At 65.7% G+C, this 22,790-nt stretch carries 21 protein-coding genes and 3 pseudogenes; 7 read left to right on the forward strand and 17 right to left on the reverse strand.

Annotated elements, in window-relative coordinates:
* Positions 1-145 precede the first annotated feature (145 nt).
* The 12 genes from MSIMFI_RS09385 to MSIMFI_RS09440 all read right to left on the reverse strand — a co-directional run bounded on the left by MSIMFI_RS09385 (position 146) and on the right by MSIMFI_RS09440 (position 12,893).
* On the reverse strand, positions 146-976 hold the full coding sequence (locus MSIMFI_RS09385) for a hypothetical protein (RefSeq protein WP_191497004.1): 831 nt from the start codon (positions 974-976) through the stop codon (positions 146-148).
* A 33-nt stretch (positions 977-1,009) separates the two neighbouring features.
* Positions 1,010-2,767, reverse strand: coding sequence for an MtrAB system accessory lipoprotein LpqB (lpqB, locus tag MSIMFI_RS09390; RefSeq protein ID WP_191498102.1), 1,758 nt, complete (start codon positions 2,765-2,767; stop codon positions 1,010-1,012).
* Complete coding sequence (gene mtrB, locus MSIMFI_RS09395; RefSeq protein ID WP_191497005.1) at positions 2,767-4,443, reverse strand: MtrAB system histidine kinase MtrB; 1,677 nt, start codon at positions 4,441-4,443, stop codon at positions 2,767-2,769. The genes lpqB and mtrB overlap by 1 nt, the downstream gene beginning before the upstream one ends.
* Positions 4,444-4,468: 25 nt before the next feature.
* Positions 4,469-5,155, reverse strand: a complete 687-nt coding sequence (gene mtrA / locus MSIMFI_RS09400; RefSeq protein WP_055576516.1) for a two-component system response regulator MtrA — start codon at positions 5,153-5,155, stop codon at positions 4,469-4,471.
* Between the two features lie 69 nt (positions 5,156-5,224).
* Positions 5,225-5,869 carry a dTMP kinase gene (locus MSIMFI_RS09405; protein WP_191497006.1) on the reverse strand — a complete coding sequence of 215 codons (645 nt, stop codon included), beginning with the start codon at positions 5,867-5,869 and terminating at the stop codon, positions 5,225-5,227.
* 91 nt (positions 5,870-5,960) lie between these two features.
* A complete protein-coding gene (locus MSIMFI_RS09410; RefSeq protein ID WP_191497007.1) occupies positions 5,961-7,277 on the reverse strand; it encodes a lipase family protein in 1,317 nt (438 codons plus the stop codon).
* A 157-nt stretch (positions 7,278-7,434) separates the two neighbouring features.
* The gene (gene ahcY, locus MSIMFI_RS09415) at positions 7,435-8,913 is read right to left on the reverse strand and encodes an adenosylhomocysteinase (protein ID WP_191497008.1); all 1,479 of its coding nucleotides are present in this window, start codon (positions 8,911-8,913) and stop codon (positions 7,435-7,437) included.
* Positions 8,914-9,058: 145 nt separating this feature from the next.
* Positions 9,059-9,694: a TetR family transcriptional regulator AlkX gene (alkX, locus tag MSIMFI_RS09420; protein WP_186241973.1), complete on the reverse strand. Its 636-nt coding sequence runs from the start codon at positions 9,692-9,694 to the stop codon at positions 9,059-9,061.
* Complete coding sequence (locus MSIMFI_RS09425; RefSeq protein ID WP_186241972.1) at positions 9,691-9,873, reverse strand: rubredoxin; 183 nt, start codon at positions 9,871-9,873, stop codon at positions 9,691-9,693. The genes alkX and MSIMFI_RS09425 overlap by 4 nt, the downstream gene beginning before the upstream one ends.
* On the reverse strand, positions 9,870-10,046 hold the full coding sequence (locus tag MSIMFI_RS09430; RefSeq protein WP_186241971.1) for a rubredoxin: 177 nt from the start codon (positions 10,044-10,046) through the stop codon (positions 9,870-9,872). The genes MSIMFI_RS09425 and MSIMFI_RS09430 overlap by 4 nt, the downstream gene beginning before the upstream one ends.
* Positions 10,043-11,296: an alkane 1-monooxygenase gene (locus MSIMFI_RS09435; protein ID WP_191497009.1), complete on the reverse strand. Its 1,254-nt coding sequence runs from the start codon at positions 11,294-11,296 to the stop codon at positions 10,043-10,045. The genes MSIMFI_RS09430 and MSIMFI_RS09435 overlap by 4 nt, the downstream gene beginning before the upstream one ends.
* Positions 11,297-11,408: 112 nt before the next feature.
* Positions 11,409-12,893, reverse strand: a complete 1,485-nt coding sequence (locus tag MSIMFI_RS09440; protein WP_191497010.1) for an amino acid permease — start codon at positions 12,891-12,893, stop codon at positions 11,409-11,411.
* Positions 12,894-12,945: 52 nt separating this feature from the next.
* On the opposite strand from MSIMFI_RS09440, the gene MSIMFI_RS09445 reads away from it, so the two are divergent.
* Positions 12,946-14,316, forward strand: coding sequence for an FAD-dependent oxidoreductase (locus MSIMFI_RS09445; RefSeq protein WP_191497011.1), 1,371 nt, complete (start codon positions 12,946-12,948; stop codon positions 14,314-14,316).
* Between the two features lie 50 nt (positions 14,317-14,366).
* A complete protein-coding gene (locus tag MSIMFI_RS09450) occupies positions 14,367-15,722 on the forward strand; it encodes an FAD-dependent oxidoreductase (protein ID WP_191498103.1) in 1,356 nt (451 codons plus the stop codon).
* Here MSIMFI_RS09450 and manA read toward each other — a convergent pair.
* The 4 genes from manA to MSIMFI_RS09470 form a co-directional block, all read right to left on the reverse strand.
* Positions 15,719-16,945 carry a mannose-6-phosphate isomerase, class I gene (gene manA, locus MSIMFI_RS09455; RefSeq protein ID WP_191497012.1) on the reverse strand — a complete coding sequence of 409 codons (1,227 nt, stop codon included), beginning with the start codon at positions 16,943-16,945 and terminating at the stop codon, positions 15,719-15,721. The two genes, MSIMFI_RS09450 and manA, sit on opposite strands and share 4 nt — an antisense overlap.
* Positions 16,946-16,954: 9 nt before the next feature.
* Positions 16,955-18,043 (reverse strand): TobH protein, encoded by a 1,089-nt coding sequence (locus MSIMFI_RS09460; RefSeq protein ID WP_191497013.1) that lies wholly within the window; start codon positions 18,041-18,043, stop codon positions 16,955-16,957.
* Positions 18,040-19,446: a phosphomannomutase/phosphoglucomutase gene (locus MSIMFI_RS09465; protein WP_191497014.1), complete on the reverse strand. Its 1,407-nt coding sequence runs from the start codon at positions 19,444-19,446 to the stop codon at positions 18,040-18,042. Before MSIMFI_RS09465 ends, MSIMFI_RS09460 begins: the two co-directional genes overlap by 4 nt.
* Positions 19,447-19,531: 85 nt before the next feature.
* Complete coding sequence (locus MSIMFI_RS09470; RefSeq protein ID WP_191497015.1) at positions 19,532-20,023, reverse strand: DUF3499 domain-containing protein; 492 nt, start codon at positions 20,021-20,023, stop codon at positions 19,532-19,534.
* 173 nt (positions 20,024-20,196) lie between these two features.
* On the opposite strand from MSIMFI_RS09470, the gene MSIMFI_RS09475 reads away from it, so the two are divergent.
* The gene (locus tag MSIMFI_RS09475; protein WP_186245608.1) at positions 20,197-20,616 is read left to right on the forward strand and encodes a metallopeptidase family protein; all 420 of its coding nucleotides are present in this window, start codon (positions 20,197-20,199) and stop codon (positions 20,614-20,616) included.
* A gap of 15 nt (positions 20,617-20,631) precedes the next feature.
* On the opposite strand, the gene MSIMFI_RS09480 is transcribed toward MSIMFI_RS09475, so the two are convergent.
* Positions 20,632-20,997, reverse strand: coding sequence for a WhiB family transcriptional regulator (locus MSIMFI_RS09480; protein WP_396820178.1), 366 nt, complete (start codon positions 20,995-20,997; stop codon positions 20,632-20,634).
* A 329-nt stretch (positions 20,998-21,326) separates the two neighbouring features.
* Here MSIMFI_RS09480 and cofD point away from each other — a divergent pair, with 329 nt between their 5' ends.
* The 4 genes and pseudogenes from cofD to MSIMFI_RS29620 all read left to right on the forward strand — a co-directional run.
* Positions 21,327-22,382: a 2-phospho-L-lactate transferase gene (gene cofD, locus MSIMFI_RS09485; protein WP_191497016.1), complete on the forward strand. Its 1,056-nt coding sequence runs from the start codon at positions 21,327-21,329 to the stop codon at positions 22,380-22,382.
* 15 nt (positions 22,383-22,397) lie between these two features.
* Positions 22,398-22,471, forward strand: a pseudogene (locus MSIMFI_RS29610) (hypothetical protein); the annotation flags it as partial.
* Positions 22,472-22,503: 32 nt separating this feature from the next.
* Positions 22,504-22,577, forward strand: a pseudogene (locus tag MSIMFI_RS29615) (hypothetical protein); the annotation flags it as partial.
* Between the two features lie 85 nt (positions 22,578-22,662).
* Positions 22,663-22,736, forward strand: a pseudogene (locus MSIMFI_RS29620) (hypothetical protein); the annotation flags it as partial.
* Positions 22,737-22,790 lie beyond the last annotated feature (54 nt).

Genomic DNA, 22,790 nt, shown 5'->3' on the forward strand with positions numbered 1-22,790 from the left:
TATTTCCATATACAGCATCCAGATCGGTTGGTTTAATCGGATCACTCGCCGACGCGGCAAGAGAATAAGCGCAAGATGATCCCAGAGACCATGGACATAATCACCCGAACGACCGCGCCAAATCGACAATGCGCACAATCCGGGCTTAGTCGGAGCCCCTCCACAGCGACGGCCAAGTGAAGCTGAGCGCACCCTGGCTCAACCGGGTGATGAGATCCTCGAGATACCTCATCGGCAAGTCCATGCGCCATTCCGGAAGCAAGGCCGACAATTGCAAGGAATCCACTCCGAGGCTGACCTCGGTGATCAACAGCCCATGAGGCAGCTCGGGCAGCGGCACCCGGTAAGCGGGCGTCCACGCCGGCAACGTCCACCGCCGCTGCCCGGCAATCACGGCGCGTGGTCGCAGCCACAAAGCGGCCCCGACCACGTCTGCGTCCACTTCGAGCCCCGCCCAGTCGGGCCGGCGCGCCCAGCGCAGCCGGGCCGTGCCGTCCCGCCGCAGTTCGCTACGAAGCTGCGGCGCCACCTGCCGCAGCACGTCGTCGAAGACTTCGGCGGGCAGCGTCGACGACAGCTCCGTCGGAGCAGCCACCACCAACGGCGGCACACCCGGCCGGATATGCACGTTGCGCAGCACGGCCACGGCACTCCGCAGGTGGTGTTGATCCCACCTGACGTCGCGGGCGGCCACCCGGACCTCGCCCAGCTGACCCACGGCCAATCCTTGGGGATCCAGCGCCGAATCCAGCTCGGTGACGGTCAGCACCACATCGTGGTCGCCGATGCGTACCGTGACTTCCTTGCCGACGAGCAGTTGCTGCAGCGTCATGAACAAGGTCCGGTAGGGCATCGAAACCGCCTGGGCCGCACCGGCACTGACCGACGGCAACCCGGTCGACTGCCACAATGAGCCCAGCACGTCCAACGCACGGAAGGCTTCATCCCAACGCAACCGGGGAAGTTTGGGAAACATCCGACGGGCCTCCTCAGTGCGAGGGTAGCCGGATTACCCGGGCAACACCGGCGCCGCCCCGGCCACCATCAGCCCCGCCACCTCCGACCAGCTCTGCTGGTTTTCGGCGGCCGACGCCGAGTACATCAGAACCCCTTGGGGGCCGGAGACATACACCGTCGACGGGTTGGCCGCGATGGCGAAAAGCGGGATCTGCAAACCGCGGGACGGCGCGTCGGAGTTCACCCCGTCGAGGTTGACGTACGACACCGGATGGGTGGCATCGTTGCGGGTCACCACGATGTCGTCCCCGGTTCGCCAGTACAACGAAACCACCGAGGTGCCCAGCCCGAAGCCCAGCCGCCGCGGGTAGGTCAGGGCGAACTGGCCGGCCTGGGTCTGCTCGACACCGGCCAGAATCACCTGGCCAGCGATCACCATCGCGGCACGTGTCCCATCCCGGGACAGCTGCAGATCGGTGATGGGACCGGGGAAGCGGCTGGAGACCGCGGTGGAATCCACGGGGATCCGCGCCGGTTGTCCCGACGCCGTCTCTTGAATCGCTCGCAGCACGTTGTTGGTATCGACCACCACCCAGACCGCGTCGTCCAGCGACCAACTGGGCCGCGACAGGTTGTGCCCGTCGGCGGACTGGACCGCCTCGCCACCGAGATCGCCGATCCACAGAGACGCCGCCATATCCGGGGCGCCGCGCCGCAGCGTCACCACCGACGCCACCTGGCGCCCGTTGCGCGAGAGCGCGGCGCCCGTCTGGTCCCCCATGCGCCCGAAGGCTCCGGGCACGGTGGTGATGCGCTGTCCGTCCAGCGCTACCAGTGACCCGCTTACCAGGGCATGCAGCCCCGCACCGGCGCCGTCGGCGACTCCGGGGTCGGTGGCGGCGACGTCGGAGGTGGTCCACCCCTCGGCGAACCTGTCCTCGAGCGGGGCGCCGTCGGCGTTGATCACATACGGCCCTCTGATATCGGCCCTGGCCAGCGTCCAAATGATCTGCGCGGCAAGCAATTGCCTACTGTGTGGGTCGGTGGTGGACAGCTTCTCCAGATCGATGCGTGCGCCGCCGTAGCCTTTGCCGATGCCACTCTTGCCGCCGTCGGCTCGGGTCACCGGACCGCGTAGCCGCAGCGGCGGGGCCAGCAGATTGCGCACCGTGTGCGCCATCTCGGGACGCGGACCGGCGAGCAGCTTGGAGACCAGCTCCGTGGCCAGCTGATCGTGGTCGGACACCGCCACGTAGCGCGGATCGGGGACGACGGTCTTGCCGGTCGGGTCGGCGAAGTACAGGGTGTTGCGCTTGTAGGTCGCCTGAAACTGCTGCCAGTCCAGGAAGACCCCGTTGGGCAGCCGGTCGATGCGCCAGCCGCCAGATGTCTTGACCAGCTCGATCGGGCCCGGGTCTGGCAGCTGGCCTTCGGCGGTCTCGAATACCCCCACGTCGGACAGCGAGCCCAGGATGTCTGCCCGCATGGTCGCCGAAACCCGGTCGGCGCCACGGGTTTCGACGAACACCACGTGGTCGATCAGCAGTGCGCTACCGGCATCGTCCCAGGCGTTGGAGGCCGATTGGGTGAGGAACTGGCGCGCGGCCAGATGCCGGTTGGCGGGATCGGCTGTGGCCTTGAGGAATTCGCGCAACAGTACGTCAGGGTCCATGCCGGGAGTCGGCTTGGGCAGATTTGACGGTGCCGGTCGCTCGACGGTGCCGATGGCTTGCGGCGCCGACGAGCTAGGCACGCTGGCGCAACCGCCCAGCAACACCGCCAGGAACACGATCGCAAGGAACCGTCCCATCACCCGGTCCACTCGGCATGCTCACGTGGGCGCTGACGCTCATCGTGGTCCGGCGCAGTCGGTGGTGTCGGCTGCGGTATTGGTTTCATGGGCAGCGGGCTCGTAGTCACCTTATGGCCACGGACCAGGGGAAGCGTCAACCGGAAGCATGCACCTTCGCCCGGCTCTCCCCATGCCTCCAGTCGACCCTGGTGCAGTCGCGCGTCCTCGATGCTGATCGCCAGACCCAGACCCGTGCCGCCGGAGCGCCGCACCCGTGACGGATCCGAACGCCAGAACCGGCTGAACACCAGCTTCTCCTCACCGGGCCGCAGCCCGACCCCGTAGTCGCGGACCGTCACGGCGACCGTGTCTTCGTCGGCGGCCATCCGGATCCGCACCGGTTTGTGTTCTGCGTGGTCGATGGCGTTGGCAATCAGATTGCGCAGGATCCGTTCCACCCGGCGCGCATCGACCTCGGCGATCACCTCCTCCGCGGGCATGTCCACCAGCAACTCGATACCCGCCTCCTCGGCCAGGTGGCCCACGTTGCCCAGAGCGTTGTTGACCGTCGCGCGCAGGTCGACCGCCTCGACGGACAACTCGGCCACGCCGGCGTCGTGGCGCGAGATCTCCAGCAGGTCGTTGAGCAGTGTCTCGAACCGGTCCAGCTCGCTGACCATCAACTCGGTGGAGCGCCGCAGCGTCGGGTCGAGGTCGGCGCTGTGGTCGTAGATCAAGTCGGCAGCCATCCGCACCGTGGTCAGCGGCGTGCGCAGTTCGTGGCTGACGTCGGAAGTGAACCGGCGCTGCAGGTTGCCGAACTCTTCGAGCTGGGTGATCTGCCGTGACAGGCTCTCGGCCATGTCGTTGAACGAGACCGCGAGCCGGGCCATGTCGTCTTCACCGCGGACCGGCATGCGCTCGGAAAGGTGGCCCTCGGCGAATCGTTCGGCGATCCGGGACGCCGACCGAACCGGCACCACGACCTGCCGGGATACCAACAGGGCGATACCGGCGAGCAGGACCAGCAGCACCAGGCCGCCGGTGGCCATGGTGCCGCGCACCAGCGCGATCGTGGCCTGCTCGTTGACCAAAGGAAAGATGAGGTACAGCTCCAGATTGGCCACCCGGGACGACGTCGGGGTACCGACGATCAGCGCCGGCCCCGAGAAACCGTCGGTGTGCACGGTGGCGTACTGGTACGCCGCCTGCCCGGCCTTGACGAAGCCCCGCAACGCACTAGGCACCTGGTCGACGGGTCCGGCGCTAGAGGCTGCGCGCGGCCCGTCCCCCGGCACCATCAGCACCGCGTCGAACACACCGGCCAAGCCGGCGCCCGAGGCCGGGTCGGATTTCGACGTCAGGGTGTTGCGTGCGAGCTGGAGGCTACTGTCGAGCGAGCGCGTCTCCTCGCCGTTGACTATCCCACTGACGGTGGTGCGCGCCCGCTCGATCTGATCGATCGCGGCCTTGACCTTGATGTCGAGCACCCGGTTGGTGACCTGGCTGGTCAGCACAAAGCCAAGCGCCAGGATCACGGCGAGCGAGAGTCCGAGCGTCAACGCCACGACCCGCAATTGCAGCGATCGGCGCCAGGCAATACCTACGGCTCGACTCAGTGCACTCAAGCCCCGCGTCATGGGGCCAGAACGCCCCCAACGACCTCGACTACGTCGCCGCGAGCCCCAGATCAACGGCGCCCCGCTTCAACATCCCGGATCACGGAGGTCCGGCCTTGTATCCCACTCCTCGAACGGTCAACACTACGGTCGGGTTCTCCGGGTCTTTTTCGACCTTGGCCCGCAGACGTTGGACATGCACGTTCACCAGGCGGGTGTCCGCCGGGTGCCGGTATCCCCACACCTGTTCGAGCAGCACATCACGAGTAAACACCTGGCGGGGTTTGCGCGCCAATGCGACCAACAGGTCGAACTCCAGCGGTGTCAATGAGATCTGCTCGCCATTGCGGGTGACCTTGTGCGCCGGCACGTCGATGTCGACGTCGGCGATGGACAGCATCTCGGCGGGCTCGTCGTCGTTGCGCCGCAGCCGTGCCCGCACCCGCGCGACCAGCTCCTTGGGTTTGAACGGTTTCATGATGTAGTCGTCGGCGCCGGACTCCAGTCCCAGCACCACGTCCACGGTGTCGGTCTTGGCCGTCAGCATCACGATTGGAACGCCGGAATCGGCGCGCAGCACCCGGCACACGTCGATGCCGTTCATACCGGGCAACATCAAATCCAACAGCACCAGGTCGGGGCGCAGCTCGCGCACCGCGGTTAGGGCTTGAGTACCGTCGCCGATGACCGCGGTGTCGAAACCCTCCCCACGCAACACGATGGTGAGCATCTCGGCCAGCGAAGCGTCGTCGTCGACGACCAAAATCCTTTGCCTCATGCTGTCCATGGTGTCACCAGTTCGGGATAAAACTGGGGCGCCACACGGGCGTTTCTTGCTCGATAAGGGCAAATACTCTCAAATTCGCCCATCCGGGGCCATTAAAGTCGCCGCCAGGCCGCCCGGATCGACGTCGGCGTCGACGACCAACCATCGTCCGCCCCAGCCGGCGGCGGCCAATCCGAGGTACGCCGCCCCGGTGCGCCGCTGCAGTTCGTCGTCGCGTTCGTAGCTGTCGCGCGCCCGACCGGGATCGCTTTCCGCCCGGCTGCGCGCCCGCTGCTCGGCAAGCTCTGCGGGCACCGCGAGCAGCACTTGCCAGTCCGGTGCGGGCAGCCCCAACCTGCGGTATTCGAGCTGCCGCACCCAGGCCACCACCTCGCCGTCAGCATCCTGGTGCAGACGCGCTGCGCTGTAGGCGGCGTTGGACGCCACGTAGCGATCCAGGATCACCACGTCGTGGTCATGCCTGGCGCGGTCGATCTCGTCGATCGCGTCCGCCCGGTCGAGCGCGAACAGCATCGCCATCGCATACACCGACGACGCCAGGTCGCCGTGCTTGCCATGCAGCGCCTCGGCCACGACGTCGGCGGTTACCGATTGCCCGTATCGCGGGAAGGCCAGCGTGGCCACCGACTTCCCGGCGTCCTCGAACGCCTTGCGCAGGCCTTCGGTCAACGTTCGTTTGCCGGAGCCGTCGACGCCTTCGATTGCGATCAGCACGGCGTGAGCCTAATGGCGATCGCAAGCGCGGCGAAGCCGGGCGCTGGGGGCACCTCCCGCTTGCGGCGGACGGGTCGCCATTAATGGCACGTTAGTAGGCCCCGCAGTTCGGGGTGGTCGGTAAGGCGTTGAACCGGTCGGCGATCCACTGCATGGCGCGCTCGCCGTCCACCAGCAAGCACAGCACGTGATTGATCCCCAACTTATTCCATAGTGGCGGCTGCTCGTTGGTATGGAATTGGACATCGGCGCCTTGGGCGCACCAGTCTCGGCCGAGCTGGCTGGCCGCTGTCCACGGCACCAAGGGATCGAACCGATTGATGTCGATCAGTACCGGCACCGCCGGCTTGTGCCGGCCAATGCGTTGCTCGTCAAGCAAACTCCGGAACGGCTCCTGCCGAACCAATTCCACCGGGTCTTCGGTGAAATACTCGTTGAGGCGATGAAACCCGTAGGTAAGCACGGTCTCCAGCGTGCACTGGTTCTGCGTCTTGGCCAGCATGTCCGCACCCGCCGGAGTGAGCTTCTCGCGGACCGCCGGTTCGATCTCGGGGTAGGCGGCGATGAGGCCGTTGATGACATAGCCAATGCCTCCAGCCAGGATGCTGCCGTCGACATAGGGCAACATCTCGGCGAGATCGGCCGGCGGCGCACCGGCGAAGACGCCGACGATGTTGAGGTCAGGCGCGTAGGACGGCGCCAGTTCGGCGGCCGAAGCCGCTGCCCCGCCGCCCTGGGAGTATCCCCAAAGCGCCACCGGCCCATGCGGATTCAGCGAAGTCCCCGGCAGACGCAGGGCTGCACGTGCTGCGTCGAGCAGCGCCTGCCCCTGGGCGAGGCGGTTACCGAAGGTTTCCACCCCCGGGGTGCCCAGACCTTCGTAGTCGGTGACCACGACGGCATATCCGCGAAACACCAGGATCGAGACGATCACCTCTTCATAACCGAAGGCCAGGTCCAGGCCGCCGGAGTAATGGATGCCCTGGTTGAACACCCGCGACGGCGCGCACTGATCGCCCATGCCCTGGGTTCCGGGAGCGAGCGCGATCAGCGGGCGAGGCCCAGTTCCGGGCCACGGGTTGTTCGGCTCGAAGTAGGTGCCGGTCACCGCGGTCGGGCCGCCGCCCTCGCTGTGGTACATGATGCGGGTACCGGTCGCCGGGAAAGCGCCGAGTTGACCCGACGGCTCGATCACGAGCCGGGACGGCTCTGCGCGGATCCCGTCGCCGGGTTGTCCCGGCGGCAGCGGATCCGGTGGGGTATAGAACTCCTCGTATTGGCCTTCGTCGGCGCGCGCATCGACGGCGAGCCAGGCAGCGTCCGCAAGCCAGCTACCGGCCGAGAGTGAGAGCGCAACCGCAATCTTGGCGGCCTGACGAAACGAGCGCGGGCGGGACCGATGCGGCACACACTCCCCAGGAATTCCCTGGAACCCCGGTATTAAACACGCACTCAATAGCCCTAGGGTCGATGAGCGCGAGGCTATCGAGTGCGCGGGCGCCCCGTCTGGCGTGACGCTCGACGCCGAACGTCACGCAGGCGTGACGCTCGGCGCGAAGGCCACCTCAGTAGCGGTAGTGGTCCGGCTTGTATGGGCCTTCGACGTCGACGCCAAGGTATTCGGCCTGCTCCTTGGTCAGCTTGGTCAGATGACCACCAAGGGCCTCGACGTGGATGCGGGCCACCTTCTCGTCGAGGTGCTTGGGCAGCCGGTACACCTCGTTGTCGTACTCGTCGTTCTTGGTCCACAGCTCGATCTGGGCGATCGTCTGGTTGGCAAAGCTGTTGCTCATCACGAACGACGGGTGCCCGGTGGCGTTGCCCAGGTTCAGCAGCCGGCCCTCGGACAAGACGATGATCGAGCGGCCGGTCTCACCGAAGGTCCACAGGTCGACCTGCGGCTTGACGTTGACCCGCGTCGCGCCCGAGCGCTCCAGCCCGGCCATGTCGATCTCGTTGTCGAAGTGGCCGATGTTGCCCAGGATGGCGTGGTCCTTCATCTGCTTGATGTGCTCGAGCATGATGATGTCTTTGTTGCCGGTCGCGGTCACGACGATGTCGGCGTCGCCGATGGCCTCCTCGACGGTGACGACGTCGAAGCCCTCCATCATCGCCTGCAGCGCGTTGATCGGGTCGATCTCGGTGACCTGGACCCGCGCACCCTGGCCCTTCATGGCCTCCGCACAGCCCTTGCCGACGTCGCCGTAGCCACAGATGAGGACCTTCTTGCCGCCGATCAGCGCGTCGGTGCCGCGGTTGATGCCGTCGATCAAGGAGTGCCGGGTGCCGTACTTGTTGTCGAACTTGGACTTGGTCACCGAGTCGTTGACGTTGATCGCCGGGAAGGCCAGATCGCCGGCCGCGGCGAATTGGTAGAGCCGCAGCACGCCGGTGGTGGTCTCCTCGGTGACGCCCTGGACCGACTCGGCGATCTTGGTCCACTTGCCCTTGTCGGTCTCGAAGCGGGTCCGCAGCAGGTTCAGGAAGACCTTCCACTCAGCCGAGTCGTCCTCTTCGGCGGGTGGCACCACGCCGGCATTCTCGTACTGCATGCCGCGCAGCACCAGCATGGTGGCATCCCCGCCGTCGTCGAGGATCATGTTGGCCGGCTTGTCGGGGTCGGGCCAGGTCAGCATCTGCTCGGCGGCCCACCAGTACTCCTCGAGCGTCTCGCCCTTCCACGCGAACACCGGGACCCCCTTGGGCTCCTCCGGGGTGCCGTGCGGGCCGACGACGACGGCAGCCGCCGCGTGATCCTGGGTGGAGAAGATGTTGCACGACGCCCACCGGACCTCCGCACCCAGCGCGGTGAGGGTCTCGATCAACACCGCGGTCTGGACGGTCATGTGCAACGAACCCGAAATCCGAGCCCCCTTAAGGGGTTGCACCTCAGCGTATTCGCGGCGTAGTGACATCAGGCCGGGCATCTCGTGCTCGGCAATCCGGAGTTCCTTGCGCCCGAAGTCCGCTAGTGACAGATCGGCGATCTTGAAGTCGATGCCGTTACGAACGTCTGGAGTTAGCGCGACTTCGGTTGTGGTCATTACGTATTTCATCCTTACTACGGGGCTCACAGGGGTTCAAAGGTCCGAGCGGGCGACGTCGCCTCCATACGCTCGAGCGCCACTTTAGTCGCCTCGCTGTAAGCCCCGCAGGTCAGGACCTTTCGGGGAACTGTCTGGAAACCACTCAGGGGACGATATTGACGCCGTGCCGCTCGGCGAACGGCGTCATCAACCGGGCCAGATCCGCTGCCACGTCGTGGTCGGCCTCTGGCGGCATGGACACGTAGCTCAAGCACAGCCGCACGATCGCCCGCGACAGCACATTGGCGTCGTCATCGCTGGTGGCGACCCATGTCTGGGTGAACGCGGTCGCCAGCCGGGCCGATGCCCTGGTGATGATGGGCGCACTGTCGGTGGTGATGAGTTGCAGCAGATCGGGCTTCGCGACGCCGGTCAGCAACGAGATCACCAGCGGGTCGGCGGCCGTTTCTGTGAAGAACGTCCGGAATCCCTGTAAGAACGATTCGTAGATGTTGCCCACGTTGGCATCCAGGGCGGCATGCACGGCGTCGACAAGGCGATCGGCCAGGCGCAGTGCGTAGCCCTGTGCCAGCCCCTGCCGCGAACCGAACTCGTTGTAGATGGTCTGCCGGCTGATGCCGGCGGCGCGAGCGACATCGGACAACGTGATGGCCGACCAGTCGCGGGTCAACAGCAGATCCCGCATCGCGTCCAGTACCGAATCACGCAGCAGGGCTCGCGATGCCTCGGCGTAGGGAATCCGCTTCATAGGCGCGACTGTAGTGTTCGGGGCGATCATGAGCGAGCAACCTCCACCATCACGAAGTCCGACTTTGCCGCGCCGCAGTCCGGACAGCTCCAATCCTCGGGAATGTCGTCCCAGCGGGTGCCCGGCGCGATGCCGTCTTCCGGCCAGCCCAGCGCCTCGTCATACTCGAAGCCGCATTGGACGCATTGGTACAGCTTGTAGTCACTCATTTCACAGCTCCAATCAGTTCGAAATCAACTTTCTCGCGGACACCGCAGTCCGGACAGCACCAATCATCGGGAATCTGATCCCAGCCGGTTCCGGCTGGAAAGCCTTCCCTGGGATCACCTTTGGCCTCGTCGTAGACGTAGTCACAGATCGGGCACTGGTAGGACGCAGTCATGCGGCTTGCCCGTACTTGGCCAGGATCTTCTCGCGCAGCCGCGGCTGCACGTTGACCCTGGTGATGTCGCCGTCGTAGTGCTCGAGGACCCGGTGGTCCATCACCTTGCGCCACAGCGGAGGGAAGTAGGTCAGGCCGATCATCGACGCGTACCCGCTGGGCAGATTGGGCGAGCCGTCCATGCTGCGCAGCGTCTGGTAGCGGCGAGTCGGGTTGGCGTGATGGTCACTGTGCCGCTGCAGGTGGTACAGGAACAGGTTGGTGACGATGTGGTCGGAGTTCCAGCTGTGTACCGGGGCGCAGCGCTCGTAGCGGCCGTTGGCGTTCTTCTGCCTCAGGAGTCCGTAGTGCTCGAGGTAGTTGACGGCTTCAAGCAGGCAGAAGCCGAAGACCGCCTGGATGATCACGAACGGGATCAGACTCGGGCCGAACGCCGCGATCAGCACGCCCCACAGCACCACCGACATCGCCCAGGCGTTGAGCACGTCGTTGCGCGGATATGTCTTCGGATTCCAGGGGCTGACGCCTGCCCGGCGCAGCCGCTGGGCCTCCAGCCGAACCGACGAGCGCAGGCTGCCAAACACGCTGCGGGGCAGGAACTCCCAGAAGGTCTCGCCGAACCGAGCCGACGCCGGGTCCTCGGGGGTAGACACCCGAACGTGGTGACCACGGTTGTGCTCGATGTAGAAGTGCCCGTACCAGGTCTGCGCCAGGGTGATCTTGGACAGCCAGCGCTCCAGTGACTCCTTCTTGTGCCCCATCTCGTGCGCGGTGTTGATGCCGACGCCGCCGAGCACGCCGATCGATAGCGCCACACCGAGTTTCCCTGCCCAGCTCAACCCGCCGTCAAAGCCGAGCCAGCTGAGATTGGATGCGGTGAACAGATAGGCACCCAGGACCACGCTGAGGTACTGGAACGGGATGTAGACGTAGGTGCAGTAGCGGTAGTACTTGTCGTTCTCCAGCCGCGCCATCACCTCGTCGGGCGGGTTCTGCCCGTCGGGTCCGAAGCGCAGGTCGAGCAGCGGCAACAGGATGTAAAGCAGGATCGGCCCGATCCACAACGGCACCTGCGCGGCGGCATGCCAGCCGAGTTGGTTGAGCCCCCAAGTGATCGGCAGCATCACGAACAACGCCGTCGGCGGGATCAGTCCCATGAGCCACAGGTAGCGCTTCTTGTCGCGCCATTCGGGTTCGGGAGCGGGTACCTGATCTTCTTGGGCCGTTTCGGACCGGATCTGTGTGGTCATAAGCCAAACCTCCTTGTGAGTCACACCACGTTGAGGTTTGGACAATACCGCCATCTCCGTCTCCTGTCTAGACAATAGATGGCAGTTTGTATAATTATTGGCCAAATGCGAGTTATTTGTCTTGCACGAACTCCTGAGTCTCCCGCCGGCCCTGCACTGAGTGCCGGCGCCCGTAGCCGACATAGATCGCGGTTCCCAGCAGCAGCCAGACGCCGAACCGGATCCAGGTCAAGGCGGTCAGATTGAGCATCAGCCAGAAGCACGCAACCACCGAGGCGATCGGCAGCAGCGGCACCCAGGGAGCCCGGAACCCGCGTTGCAGATCCGGCCGCATCCTGCGCAGGACGATCACGCCGGCGGAGACCAGGACGAATGCGAACAGGGTGCCGACATTGACCATCTCTTCGAGCTTGGTTATCGGGAACACCGACGCTGTCGCGGCCACCACTACCGCGACCAGCACAGTGATCCGAACGGGGGTGCCGCGCGAACCGGTCTTGGCCAGTTGCTGCGGCAACAGCCCGTCCCGGGCCATCGCGAACAAGACCCGGCACTGCCCGAGGATCAACACCATCACCACGGTGGTCAGGCCCGCCAATGCCCCGACGGAAATGATGCCGCTGGCCCAGTACAACCCATTTGCCTTGAACGCGGTCGCCAGGTTCGTCGAGCCACTGCCTGGGACGGTCCGCAACTGGGTGTAGGAGACCATGCCGGACAACACGACCGAAACCGCGACGTAGAGCAGGGTGACAACCCCCAGCGACGCCAGAATTCCCTTCGGGACGTTGCGCTGAGGGTCCTTGGTCTCCTCGGCCATGGTGGCCACGATGTCGAACCCGATGAACGCGAAAAACACGATCGATGCGCCCGCCAACACGCCGTACCAACCGTAATGGCTGCCCGACGCGCCGGTCAGCAGCGACAAGACGGACTGGTCGAGCCCTCCATCATGGTGTCCGGCTTCGGGTTTGGGAATAAAGGGTGAGTAATTTTCGGCCTTGATGTAGCAGGCGCCGACGATCACCACCAACACAACCACCGACACCTTGATCCCGGTGACCACCGCGGAAAACCGCGATGACAACTTGGTGCCCAGTGCGCACAGGGTCGCCACCAGCGCGACGATCAGCAACGCACCCCAGTCAAGGCTGAACGACCCGAGATTGGCTGTGCCACCGCCAAATCCGAACACCGTGCCCAAGTAGCTGGACCAGCCTTTGGCCACCACCGCAGCGCCAATGGCCAATTCCAGCACCAGATTCCAACCGATCACCCAGGCGAGGAACTCACCAAAGGTGGCATAGGAGAAGGTATACGCGCTACCGGCCACCGGCAGTGTCGAAGCGAATTCGGCGTAGCACAGCGCCGCCAGCGCACAGGTGCCCGCGGCGATCAGAAACGATACCCAGATGGCCGGGCCGGTGATGTCACCCGTTGTCGACGCGGTAACCGTGAAGATGCCGGCCCCGATCACCACCGAGACACCGAAAACCACTAGGTCCCACCAGGTGAGGTCCTTGCGTAGCCGGGTGCTCGGTTCGTCGGTGTCAGCGATCGATTGCTCTACCGATTTCGTGCGCCATCGACCGGCCATCACTCGTCCTCCCACTCGTTGTGACCGCACAGTACCGAGTAACCTCCCGTGGATGCGTGGCCGACGCGACGACACCAGGGACCATGCAGTCGTAATCGGCGCCAGCATCGCCGGGCTCTGCGCGGCGCGAGTGCTCTCGGATTTCTACACGCGGGTGACGGTTTTTGAGCGCGACGAGCTGCCAAGCGCACCCGCCAGCCGCGCGACAGTCCCGCAGGACCGACACCTGCATATGTTGATGACGCGCGGGGCCAACGAGTTCGAGAGCCTTTTTCCCGGCTTGCTCAACGACATGGTGGCCGCGGGCGTGCCGATGCTGCGGACGGAGCCGCAACGCGTCTATTTGGGCGCTGCGGGCCATGTCCTGGGCACCGGGTCCACCCTGCGTAAGGAATTCAATGCATATGTGCCCAGCCGGCCACATCTGGAATGGCAGCTGCGGCGGCGGGTCCTCGAGATCGGCAACGTCGAGATCGTGCGGCGCTCGGTCGCCGAACCGACGTTCGAGCGGGCCCAGCGACGGGTAACGGGCGTGCTGCTGGATTCGGTCGCCAGCGACGACCGGCAATTCATAGCTGCCGATCTGGTCGTCGACGCCGCGGGACGGGGCACCCGCTTGCCGGTGTGGCTGGCGCAGTGGGGATACAAGCGGCCCACCGAACAAACGGTGGACGTCGGCATCACGTACGCGACCCAGATGTTCCGCATATGCGACGGCTCGCTCGAGGAGAAGATCGTCATCGCGGGCGCTTCGCATGACCAGTCTTATGGGATCGGCATCCTGCGCAACGAAGACGACACCTGGGTCTTGACGACTTTCGGCGTTGCCAATGCCAAGCCGCCGCCGACGTTCGATGAAATGCGCGCACTCGCCGCCGAGCTGCTGCCGACGCGTTTCGGCGTCGCCCTGGCGCAGGCCGAACCCATCGGAAGCCCGGCGCGCCACGCCTATCCGGTAAGCAGGTGGCGCCGGTATGACAGGCTGCACCGGTTTCCCGCCGGGATCGTCGCGGTCGGTGATGCGGTCGCCAGCTTCAATCCCACCTATGGGCAGGGCATGACGATGGCCTCGCTGCAGGCCGGTCATCTGCGACGGGCACTGGAATTTCCGGACCGCAAACTGTCCGCCAAGCTCAATCGGGCGACCGCCAGAACCACCTACCCGGTGTGGATGAGCAACGGCATTGGCGACGTCAGTTTCCACAATGCGACGGCCAGTCCCGCACCCTTTTGGTGGCGGCCATTCGGCGCATTGTTCGACCAGTTCCTCGAGGAAGCCGAAACCGAGCCCGCGCTGGCCGAGTGGTTCCTGCGCCGGTTCTCCCTACTCGACAGCCTTTACATGGTGCCGTCGCCGCCGCTGGTCGGCCGTGCCCTCGCGAACTATGTGCGCCGCGCCGTCGCGAGGCGGCGCTCGGGCTGAACCCCGCAAGCACTGGGTAGTCTGCGGGCATGCGGGGGAAAGATCACGCGGTGGTCATCGGTGCCAGCATCGCCGGCTTGTGCGCCGCGCGGGTGCTCTCGGAGTTCTTCGACCAAGTGACGGTTTTCGAGCGCGACGAGCTACCGAGCACACCGGCCAACCGCGCGACGGTACCCCAGGACCGGCACTTACACATGCTGATGGCCCGCGGCGCGAACGAGTTCGAGGGTCTGTTCCCCGGCCTACTCAAGGACATGGTTGCCGCGGGCGTGCCCATGCTGGAGAACCGGCCGGACTGCATTTACCTAGGCGCCGCGGGCCATGTCCTGGGCACCGGACACACGCTGCGCGATGAGTTCACCGCCTATGTGCCGAGCCGCCCGCACCTCGAGTGGCAGGTGCGGCAACGCGTCGACGACATCGCCAATGTCGAGATCGCGCGGCGCGCCGTCGCCGAGCCGAAGTTTGAGCCCGCGCGACAGCGGGTGACCGGCGTGCTGCTCGACCCCACCACACCTGGTCAAAACCGGGAGTTAGTACCAGCAGACCTGGTGATCGACGCGGCGGGTCGCGGCACTCGCTTACCGGTGTGGCTGACCCAGTGGGGATACCAGCGCCCCGAGGAAGCCACGGTGGATATCGGCGTCAAGTACGCCTCACAGCAGTTCCGCATCCCGGAGGGGCTGATCCCGGAGAAGGTCGTGGTCAACGGCGCCTCACACGACCAGTCGCTGGGACTGGGCATGCTGTGTTATGAGGACGGCACGTGGGTCCTGACCACCTTCGGGGTGGCCAATGTCAAACCGCCACAGACGTTTCCGGGGATGCTCGCGCTGGCCGACAAGCTGCTGCCCGAACATTTCACCTCCGCGCTGGCCCAGGCCGAACCCATCGGCGAGCCGTCATATCACGCTTTTCCGGCTAGCCGATGGCGCCGATACCACAAGCTGGACCGCTTCCCCTCTGGGATCCTTCCGTTCGGGGATGCGGTAGCCAGCTTTAATCCCACCTTCGGGCAGGGCATGACAATGACGTCGCTGCAGGCCGGTCACCTGCGACGGGCACTGCAAACAGCCGACGGCGACCTTGCCCGCGAATTCAATCGGGCCACCGCCAAGACGACCTATCCGGTATGGATGATGAATGCCATCGGTGACATCACTTTTCATCACGCCAACGCTGACTCCATACCCCGCTGGTGGCGACCGGCGGGCAATTTGTTCGATCAGTTCCTGGGGGCCGCGGAAACCGAACCCGTGCTTGCCGAATGGTTTTTGCGTCGGTTCAGCCTTCTCGACAGCCTGTACATGGTGCCGCCACCGCGGATAATCGGCCGGACGATGGCGCACAATATGCGACTGTGGCTGTCAGAGCAGCGTGACCACAGGAGGGCCGCGCGCGCTTAAAGCCCGAGAGTCGCCCTGAACAACTTGGTGGGTTCGCGCGCCACCAGCCGGATCGGACCGTCGTCGGCCCCCACCCAGGCCGCCATACCGCGGTCCAGCGTGAGCGAACCGGATTTCCCGTGGACGGTCGTCGAACCCTCAGCGCACAACAAGATCTGGGGCCCGTCATGGCGCGACGACGCGTCGACCTCATGGCCGAGATGCTCGCCGTCGATTACCAGCAGCGCGACCGCGAACTCTTCCGTCGGGGTCTCATAGATCAGCCCGATCCCCTCGCGGCGGATCGGCGGCCGCAGCTGGGCGTCGGGGGTGGGGGTGAAGTCCAGCACTCGCAACAGCTCGGGCACATCGACGTGCTTGGGCGTGAGGCCGCCGCGTAACACGTTGTCGGAGTTGGCCATAACCTCCACGCCGACGCCTCGCAGATAGGCATGTAAGTTGCCCGCCGGCAAGAAGATTGCCTCGCCGGGGGCCAGGCTGATCCGGTTGAGCAACAGCGCCGCCAGCACGCCGGCGTCGCCCGGATAGCGTTCGCCGAGTTCCAGCACCGTCTTGGCTTCTGCCGCGAATTCCGTTGCGCCGGAGCTGATGTACTGAATGGCGCCCTCGAGGACGGCGGGCACCAGCACGTCGATGTCGGGCTGAGGTGCGGTGATCCAGGTGGTGAACAGGGCACGCAGACCATCGGCGTCCGACTGGTCGCTCAGCAAATCGATGAACGGATCGAGATCGGACACGGCCAGCGCCTGCAACAGCTTCGCGGTGCGGGCCGCCTGACGAAAGCCCGCCAGCGCTTCGAAGGGCTCCACCGCGACCAACAGCTCAGGCTTGTGACTGGTGTCGCGATAGTTGCGGACGGGTGAGGAGATCGGAATGCCAAGTCGCTCTTCGCGCAGGTAACCCTCCACCGCCTGCTCTGCGCTGGGATGGGCCTGCAGTGACAGCGGCTCGTCGGCTGCGAGCACCTTGACCAAGAATGGGAGCACATCGCCGAACCGGGCGCGCGACCCCGCGCCGAGCTGTCCCTCCGGATCGTCAGTCAGCGCCTGCAACAGGGAGATTTCGCCATGGTCGGTTTCCAGCCACGCCGGGTCGCCTGGGTGTGCGCCGAACCAAAGTTCGGCCTCCGGGTGAGCGGCCGGCACCGGCCGCCGAGTGAATTCGGCGATGGCGGTGCGCGATCCCCAGGCGTACGTCCGTAACGCTCCGCGTAGCAGTTCCACCGTCTCTATCTATCCCCGCACCAGTCGCAAGTAAACCGCGGCCATTTCCAGCCGAACGGCCAACACCGCCAATTGCTGCTCGGCGCGCCCGGTGCCCCGCGGCGCGGGAGACGAAGCCGGGCCGTCGGCCACCTCCGGCACATCTTCGGCCTCGATCAGGTAGGCGTCGTTGAGCCCGGCCACCCGAGCCGCCACTACCGTCCGCTCGTGAGCAAGGGTCAGCACCAGCACTCGAAGTCGCTCCAGCAGCGGCCCGTCGATGTCGTCGTCGTGAAAGAGGGCCTCTCCCGAATAACCGCCGTCGGGCGCGCGGTTACGCAGCGCCACCACCGCATCCGCCAGCCCGGTGGCGGCCGCGACCTGGTCTCCAACCCGAAGCAGAATCGAACTACCATGGCGCGCCAGCGCCAGCGTCGCGGCGCTGTCACCGGCCAGTGCCACCCGGCACCCAGACATCCGCGCGGCAATCGTCTTGGCCGGATTGGTGAACACCTCGCGGCCGGCGCTGTTGCGCAACACCTCGGCATCCACCTCGTCGGCAAGCGATGCCAGATCGATGCGCAGCCTAGGCTCCAGGGTTTGCAAAACGGCCAGCCCCGCCGCCAGGTACCGGCACAACCCGAACTCATCGGGGACCCACACCCGCGGCGCAAGCACCGCGACGCGGCCCGCTGTGGAGTCGCGCAACGGGCCCTCATACGGGGCCACCACAACCACCCGGGCGCCCCGGCGCACTCCGGTCGCCGCCGCGGTGACCAGCGCAGGATCACCGGGATCGTCACCGGCAACGATCAGCACATCGAGCGGCCCGATCCACGGCGGCGCCTCGGCGGCAAGCACGATCGGCGCGGCGGCCGCCGTACCGAACGTCGCGGCCAGCACGGCCCCGGCGGTCTCGGCGGGCCCTCGTCCGGCGACCCATATCACCGTGTGTGCACGGTCGTCCCCACGCAGCGAGTCAAGTTCGCCTTCGTCGGCCGCAGCCGCGATGGCGCGCACCTGCGCACCGGCCGTCGACGCGGCCCGCAACATGGCCTCGCGGTCGGCACCGATCAGGCCCTTGGCGTCCTCGAGATCAATGGCCTGGGTGGCGTTCACGGTCCCGCCTCGTTGGCAACTGCCTGGGCAGCAATTTCGGCGCTGACGTGCTGGACCACCGCCTCAACATCCTCGACACTGCGTCCCTCCACATTAAGCCGCAGCAACGGCTCGGTGTTGGAGCTGCGCAGATTGAACCAGCTGTCGTTACCCAGATCCACCGTCACCCCGTCGAGGTGATCGATCGCCTGAATCCGGCTGCCGAATGATTTCAGCACGGCGTCCACACAGGTCGGCGCGTCGGCCACCTTGAAGTTGATCTCGCCTGACGATTCGTAGCGTTGATAGTCGGCGGTCAGCTCCGACAGTGGCCTTGGGGGGCCATCCTGTTCGCCGAGGGCGGCCAGCACATAGAGTGCGGCCAGCATTCCCGAATCGGCGCCCCAGAAGTCACGGAAGTAGTAGTGCGCCGAGTGCTCACCGCCAAAAATCGCGCCAGTGTCGGCCATCAACGCCTTGATGTAGGAGTGTCCGACCCGCGAACGCAGTGGTGTGCCGCCGCGCTCGATGACCAGCTCCGGCACCGCGCGCGACGTGATCACGTTGTGGATCACGGTGGCGCCGATCTCCCGCTGGAGCTCACGCGCTGCCACCAAGCTGGTGACCGTCGACGGCGAGACCGGCTGGCCGCGTTCGTCGACCACGAAGCACCGATCGGCATCCCCGTCGAACGCCAGCCCGATATCGGCACCGGTGTCGCGCACAAAGGCTTGCAGGTCCAGCAGGTTCGCCGGATCCAGCGGATTTGCCTCGTGATTGGGAAACGACCCGTCCAGTTCAAAATACAAGGGCAACAACGTAATCGATTCGATGGCACCCAGTACGGCCGGCGCGGTGTGACCAGCCATGCCGTTGCCGGCATCCACCGCCACCCGCAACGGACGCAACCCAGAGGTGTTTACCAGCGATCTCAGGAATACCCCGTAGTCGACGAGCACGTCCCGGTCGGTGATGGTCCCGCGCCGTCCGTCGGTCGTGGGGACCCCGGCGATCAGATCGTCACGGATGGCCGTGAGCCCGGTGTCCGCGCCCACCGGTTTGGCGCCGGCCCGGCACAACTTGATGCCGTTGTAGGCCGCTGGGTTGTGGCTGGCGGTGAACATCGCGCCGGGGCAATCCAACAGCCCCGAGGCGAAATAAAGCTGATCGGTGGACGCCAAACCGATTCGCACCACGTCGAGGCCCTGGGCGGTCACGCCGGCCGCGAATGCCGCCGACAACGCCGGTGAACTGTCGCGCATGTCGTGCCCGATGACCACCTGCCGCGCACCTTCGGCACGCATCAGCCGGGCGAACGCCGCACCAACATCGGTAACGAACGGCTCGTCGATCTCTTCGCCGACCAACCCGCGCACGTCGTAAGCCTTGATAACACGGTGGACAGCCGCGGCGGGCCAAGACATGCGGGAGCTCCTGACGACCTGGATTGTGATTGTCTGTTGCTCGCCAGCCTAATGGCCCGCGAGCCGCCGTCGAGCGCTAGCGCACCTAATCGGAAGGATCGGGCAACACCCGCAGATGTCCGCGCCGGCGTCCGGAGCGACGCTCGGGCTGGGCCAGCAGGCTACCGGTTGGCGCAGTGGCATGTGCCCCCGCAGGCTGCAAGTGGGAATCGGTGGGAGCGGCCCCAGCTCGCGGCGCAAAGCCGTTGAGCGGCACACCTGTCGCCGCGTGGGTTCCCGAGTAGGAGAGCTCCCCAGCGCCCGGGCCACCTTCCCGCACCGCGTCGGCCAGCGCGACCAGGTCGTCCTCGTCAGGATGCGTAGGCTCAGAACTTAGAGGCCCGGCATGCCGCACGAGTTCCCACCCGCGTGGTGCGGTGATACGGCCGGCATGGCCGACGCATAGATCCCAGGAGTGCGGTTCCCGCGCGGTAGCGAGCGGACCGACCACCGCGGTGGAGTCCGAGTAGACGAACGTCAACGTTGCCACTGCGTAGTGCGGACACCCGGGCCGGCAGCAGCGACGGGGTACGTTCACGATCGAAAGGCTATCGTGCGGAAACGCTGCCGAAGCGCCGGACACGCGCATCCGTTCTTCCCACGATGTGTAACCGTTACCATCGGTCGGTGAGCGATTCCCGAGGCTCCCCACGCAGCGGTCGCTCGGGAGGTAGATCGGCGTCGCGACGAGCGCGGCGACGGGGTCGCGATCTGCGGGGTCCGCTGCTGCCACCGACAGTGCCGGGATGGCGCAGCCGGGCCGAGCGGTTCGACATGGCGGTGCTGGAGGCCTACGAGCCCATCGAGCGGCGCTGGCACGTGCGGGTGTCGGAGCTCGATGTCGCGGTCGACGAGATCCCCCGCATCGCGGCCAAGGATCCCGACAGCGTGCAGTGGCCGCCCGAGGTCATCGCCGACGGACCGATCGCGCTGGCCCGCTTGATCCCCGCCGGTGTCGACGTCCGCGGCAACGCCACGCGGGCACGAATTGTCTTGTTCCGCAAGCCAATCGAACGACGGGCGAAGGACACCCTCGAGCTTGGCGAATTGCTGCACGAAATACTGGTGGCTCAGGTGGCCATCTACTTGGACGTCGATCCTTCTGTCATCGACCCGACGATCGACGACTGACTCCTGGACGCCGCTTTAGATAATGCCGCGTTTGAGACGGCGACGCTCGCGCTCGGAGAGACCGCCCCAGATGCCGAAGCGCTCGTCATGGGCCAGGGCGTACTCCAGGCACTCGTGACGGACCTCGCAACCCAGGCAGATCTTCTTGGCCTCGCGGGTGGATCCGCCCTTTTCCGGGAAAAACGCTTCGGGATCCGTTTGCGCGCACAACGCGCGATCCTGCCATTGGTCGCTGGGCACCGGCTCGGACTCGGGCTCGAATGCCTCGAATACGGGGGGTGCTTCTGGAACCAAGCTCAGATGCGGTCGGGCCGGTGCCACTGGCGGTGTCATTGGCAACACTGGCGTCGAACCGGTAGTGGTGTGCGGGACGCCTCCCATTACGCCCCGAAGGTGCTCATAGGACATGCCTCCGCCTCCTCACTCATAGATAGTGAAATGGTTTCCCACTGTTTTGATGTACAGTTAACCCAATTCGAACAAGTGATCGAATCTCGGTCTGCGACACCGGAACCGGCCGGCCAACCGGGAAATGACACTGATGTGATTAGACACGGCTTCACCTGTTGGGTCAAGCATTCCGCGGCATTTCCATATCATCTCGTGATCAAATTTCGGCGATTCCGTTGTTGTTGGTCTTCGGCGTGTCTTATGCGACTCCTCACACGGGCCCGGTAGACCCTGCTCGCGGGCAGGTACTGTCCTGCGATGTGAAAGTCACCGTACTGGTGGGTGGAGTCGGCGGCGCCCGCTTCCTCCTGGGAGTGCAGCAGCTGCTTGGCCTGGGCCAGTTTGCCACACCCGACGGTGCCCTCCAGGACGCGGGCCACGAACTAACGGCTGTCGTCAACATCGGCGACGACGCCTGGATCCACGGACTGCGCGTCTGCCCGGATCTGGACACTTGCATGTACACACTCGGCGGCGGCGTCGACCCGGAGCGCGGCTGGGGCCACCGTGACGAAACGTGGCACGCCAAAGAGGAACTCGCGCGTTATGGCATGCAGCCCGATTGGTTTCAGCTCGGCGACCGAGATCTGGCCACCCATCTGGTCCGCACCCAAATGCTGCGGGCCGGCTACCCGCTGTCGCAAGTCACCACGGCCTTATGCGATCGTTGGCAACCGGGCGCGCAGTTGCTACCCGCGAGCGACGACCGTTGCGAAACCCACGTGGTGGTAACCGATCCAGTCGACGACACGCGCCGCGCGATCCATTTTCAGGAGTGGTGGGTGCGCTACCGAGCCCAGTTGCCGACGCACAGCTTCGCCTTCGTCGGGGCCGAAAAGGCCAGCGCCGCAACCGAAGCAGTCGCAGCCATCGCCGAGGCCGACATCATCATGCTGGCACCGTCCAATCCCGTGGTCAGCATCGGCGCGATCCTGGCGGTCCCTGGTATCCGCGGGGCATTGCGATCGGCCAGCGCTCCAATCGTGGGTTACTCGCCGATCATCGGCGGAAAGCCGTTGCGCGGCATGGCCGATGCCTGCCTGGCGGTCATCGGGGTGGATTCCAGCGCGGAAGCTGTGGGCCGGCATTACGGCGGGCGCCGCACGACCGGGATACTGGACTATTGGTTGGTGCACGACGGCGACGAGGCCGATTTCGAGGCCGAAATCGACGGAGTCACGGTGGCGTCGGTACCGCTGCTGATGAGCGACCCGAAGGCGACGGCGGAGATGGTCCGCGCCGGCTTGGACCTTGCGGGCGTGTCCCGCGCCAGCGACGATGCAGAGCGCAGCGATGCGGAGGAGCGGCGCCAATGAACCGCGCCAGCGACGATGCAGAGCGCAGCGATGCGGAGGAGCGGCGCCAATGAACCGCGCCAGCGACGATGCAGAGCGCAGCGATGCGGAGGAGCGGCGCCAATGAACCGCGCCAGCGACGATGCAGAGCGCAGCGATGCTGAGGAGCGGCGCCAATGAACCGCGCCAGCGACGATGCAGAGCGCAGCGATGCGGAGGAGCGGCGCCAATGAACCGCGCCAGCGACGATGCAGAGCGCAGCGATGCTGAGGAGCGGCGCCAATGAACCGCGCCAGCGACGATGCAGAGCGCAGCGATGCTGAGGAGCGGCGCCAATGAACCGCGCCAGCGACGATGCAGAGCGCAGCGATGCGGAGGAGCGGCGCCAATGAACCGCGCCGGCGACGATGCAGAACGCAGCGATGCTGA

Origin of the sequence: Mycobacterium simulans, from assembly GCF_900232995.1 — a bacterium.
Taxonomy (GTDB): Bacteria; Actinomycetota; Actinomycetes; order Mycobacteriales; family Mycobacteriaceae; genus Mycobacterium; species Mycobacterium simulans.

Bases quoted from the DNA above. Each gene is read 5' to 3' on its own strand.
- MSIMFI_RS09385 (WP_191497004.1), bottom strand. From the start codon at position 976: ATGTTTCCCAAACTTCCCCGGTTGCGTTGGGATGAAGCCTTCCGTGCG.
- ahcY (WP_191497008.1), bottom strand. From the start codon at position 8,913: ATGACCACAACCGAAGTCGCGCTAACTCCAGACGTTCGTAACGGCATC.
- MSIMFI_RS09425 (WP_186241972.1), bottom strand. From the start codon at position 9,873: ATGAGTGACTACAAGCTGTACCAATGCGTCCAATGCGGCTTCGAGTAT.
- alkX (WP_186241973.1), bottom strand. From the start codon at position 9,694: ATGATCGCCCCGAACACTACAGTCGCGCCTATGAAGCGGATTCCCTAC.
- MSIMFI_RS09440 (WP_191497010.1), bottom strand. From the start codon at position 12,893: ATGGCCGGTCGATGGCGCACGAAATCGGTAGAGCAATCGATCGCTGAC.
- MSIMFI_RS09465 (WP_191497014.1), bottom strand. From the start codon at position 19,446: ATGTCTTGGCCCGCCGCGGCTGTCCACCGTGTTATCAAGGCTTACGAC.
- MSIMFI_RS09430 (WP_186241971.1), bottom strand. From the start codon at position 10,046: ATGACTGCGTCCTACCAGTGCCCGATCTGTGACTACGTCTACGACGAG.
- lpqB (WP_191498102.1), bottom strand. From the start codon at position 2,767: ATGGGACGGTTCCTTGCGATCGTGTTCCTGGCGGTGTTGCTGGGCGGT.
- MSIMFI_RS09480 (WP_396820178.1), bottom strand. From the start codon at position 20,997: ATGGGAGGCGTCCCGCACACCACTACCGGTTCGACGCCAGTGTTGCCA.
- MSIMFI_RS09435 (WP_191497009.1), bottom strand. From the start codon at position 11,296: ATGACCACACAGATCCGGTCCGAAACGGCCCAAGAAGATCAGGTACCC.
- MSIMFI_RS09445 (WP_191497011.1), top strand. From the start codon at position 12,946: ATGCGTGGCCGACGCGACGACACCAGGGACCATGCAGTCGTAATCGGC.
- mtrA (WP_055576516.1), bottom strand. From the start codon at position 5,155: ATGGACAGCATGAGGCAAAGGATTTTGGTCGTCGACGACGACGCTTCG.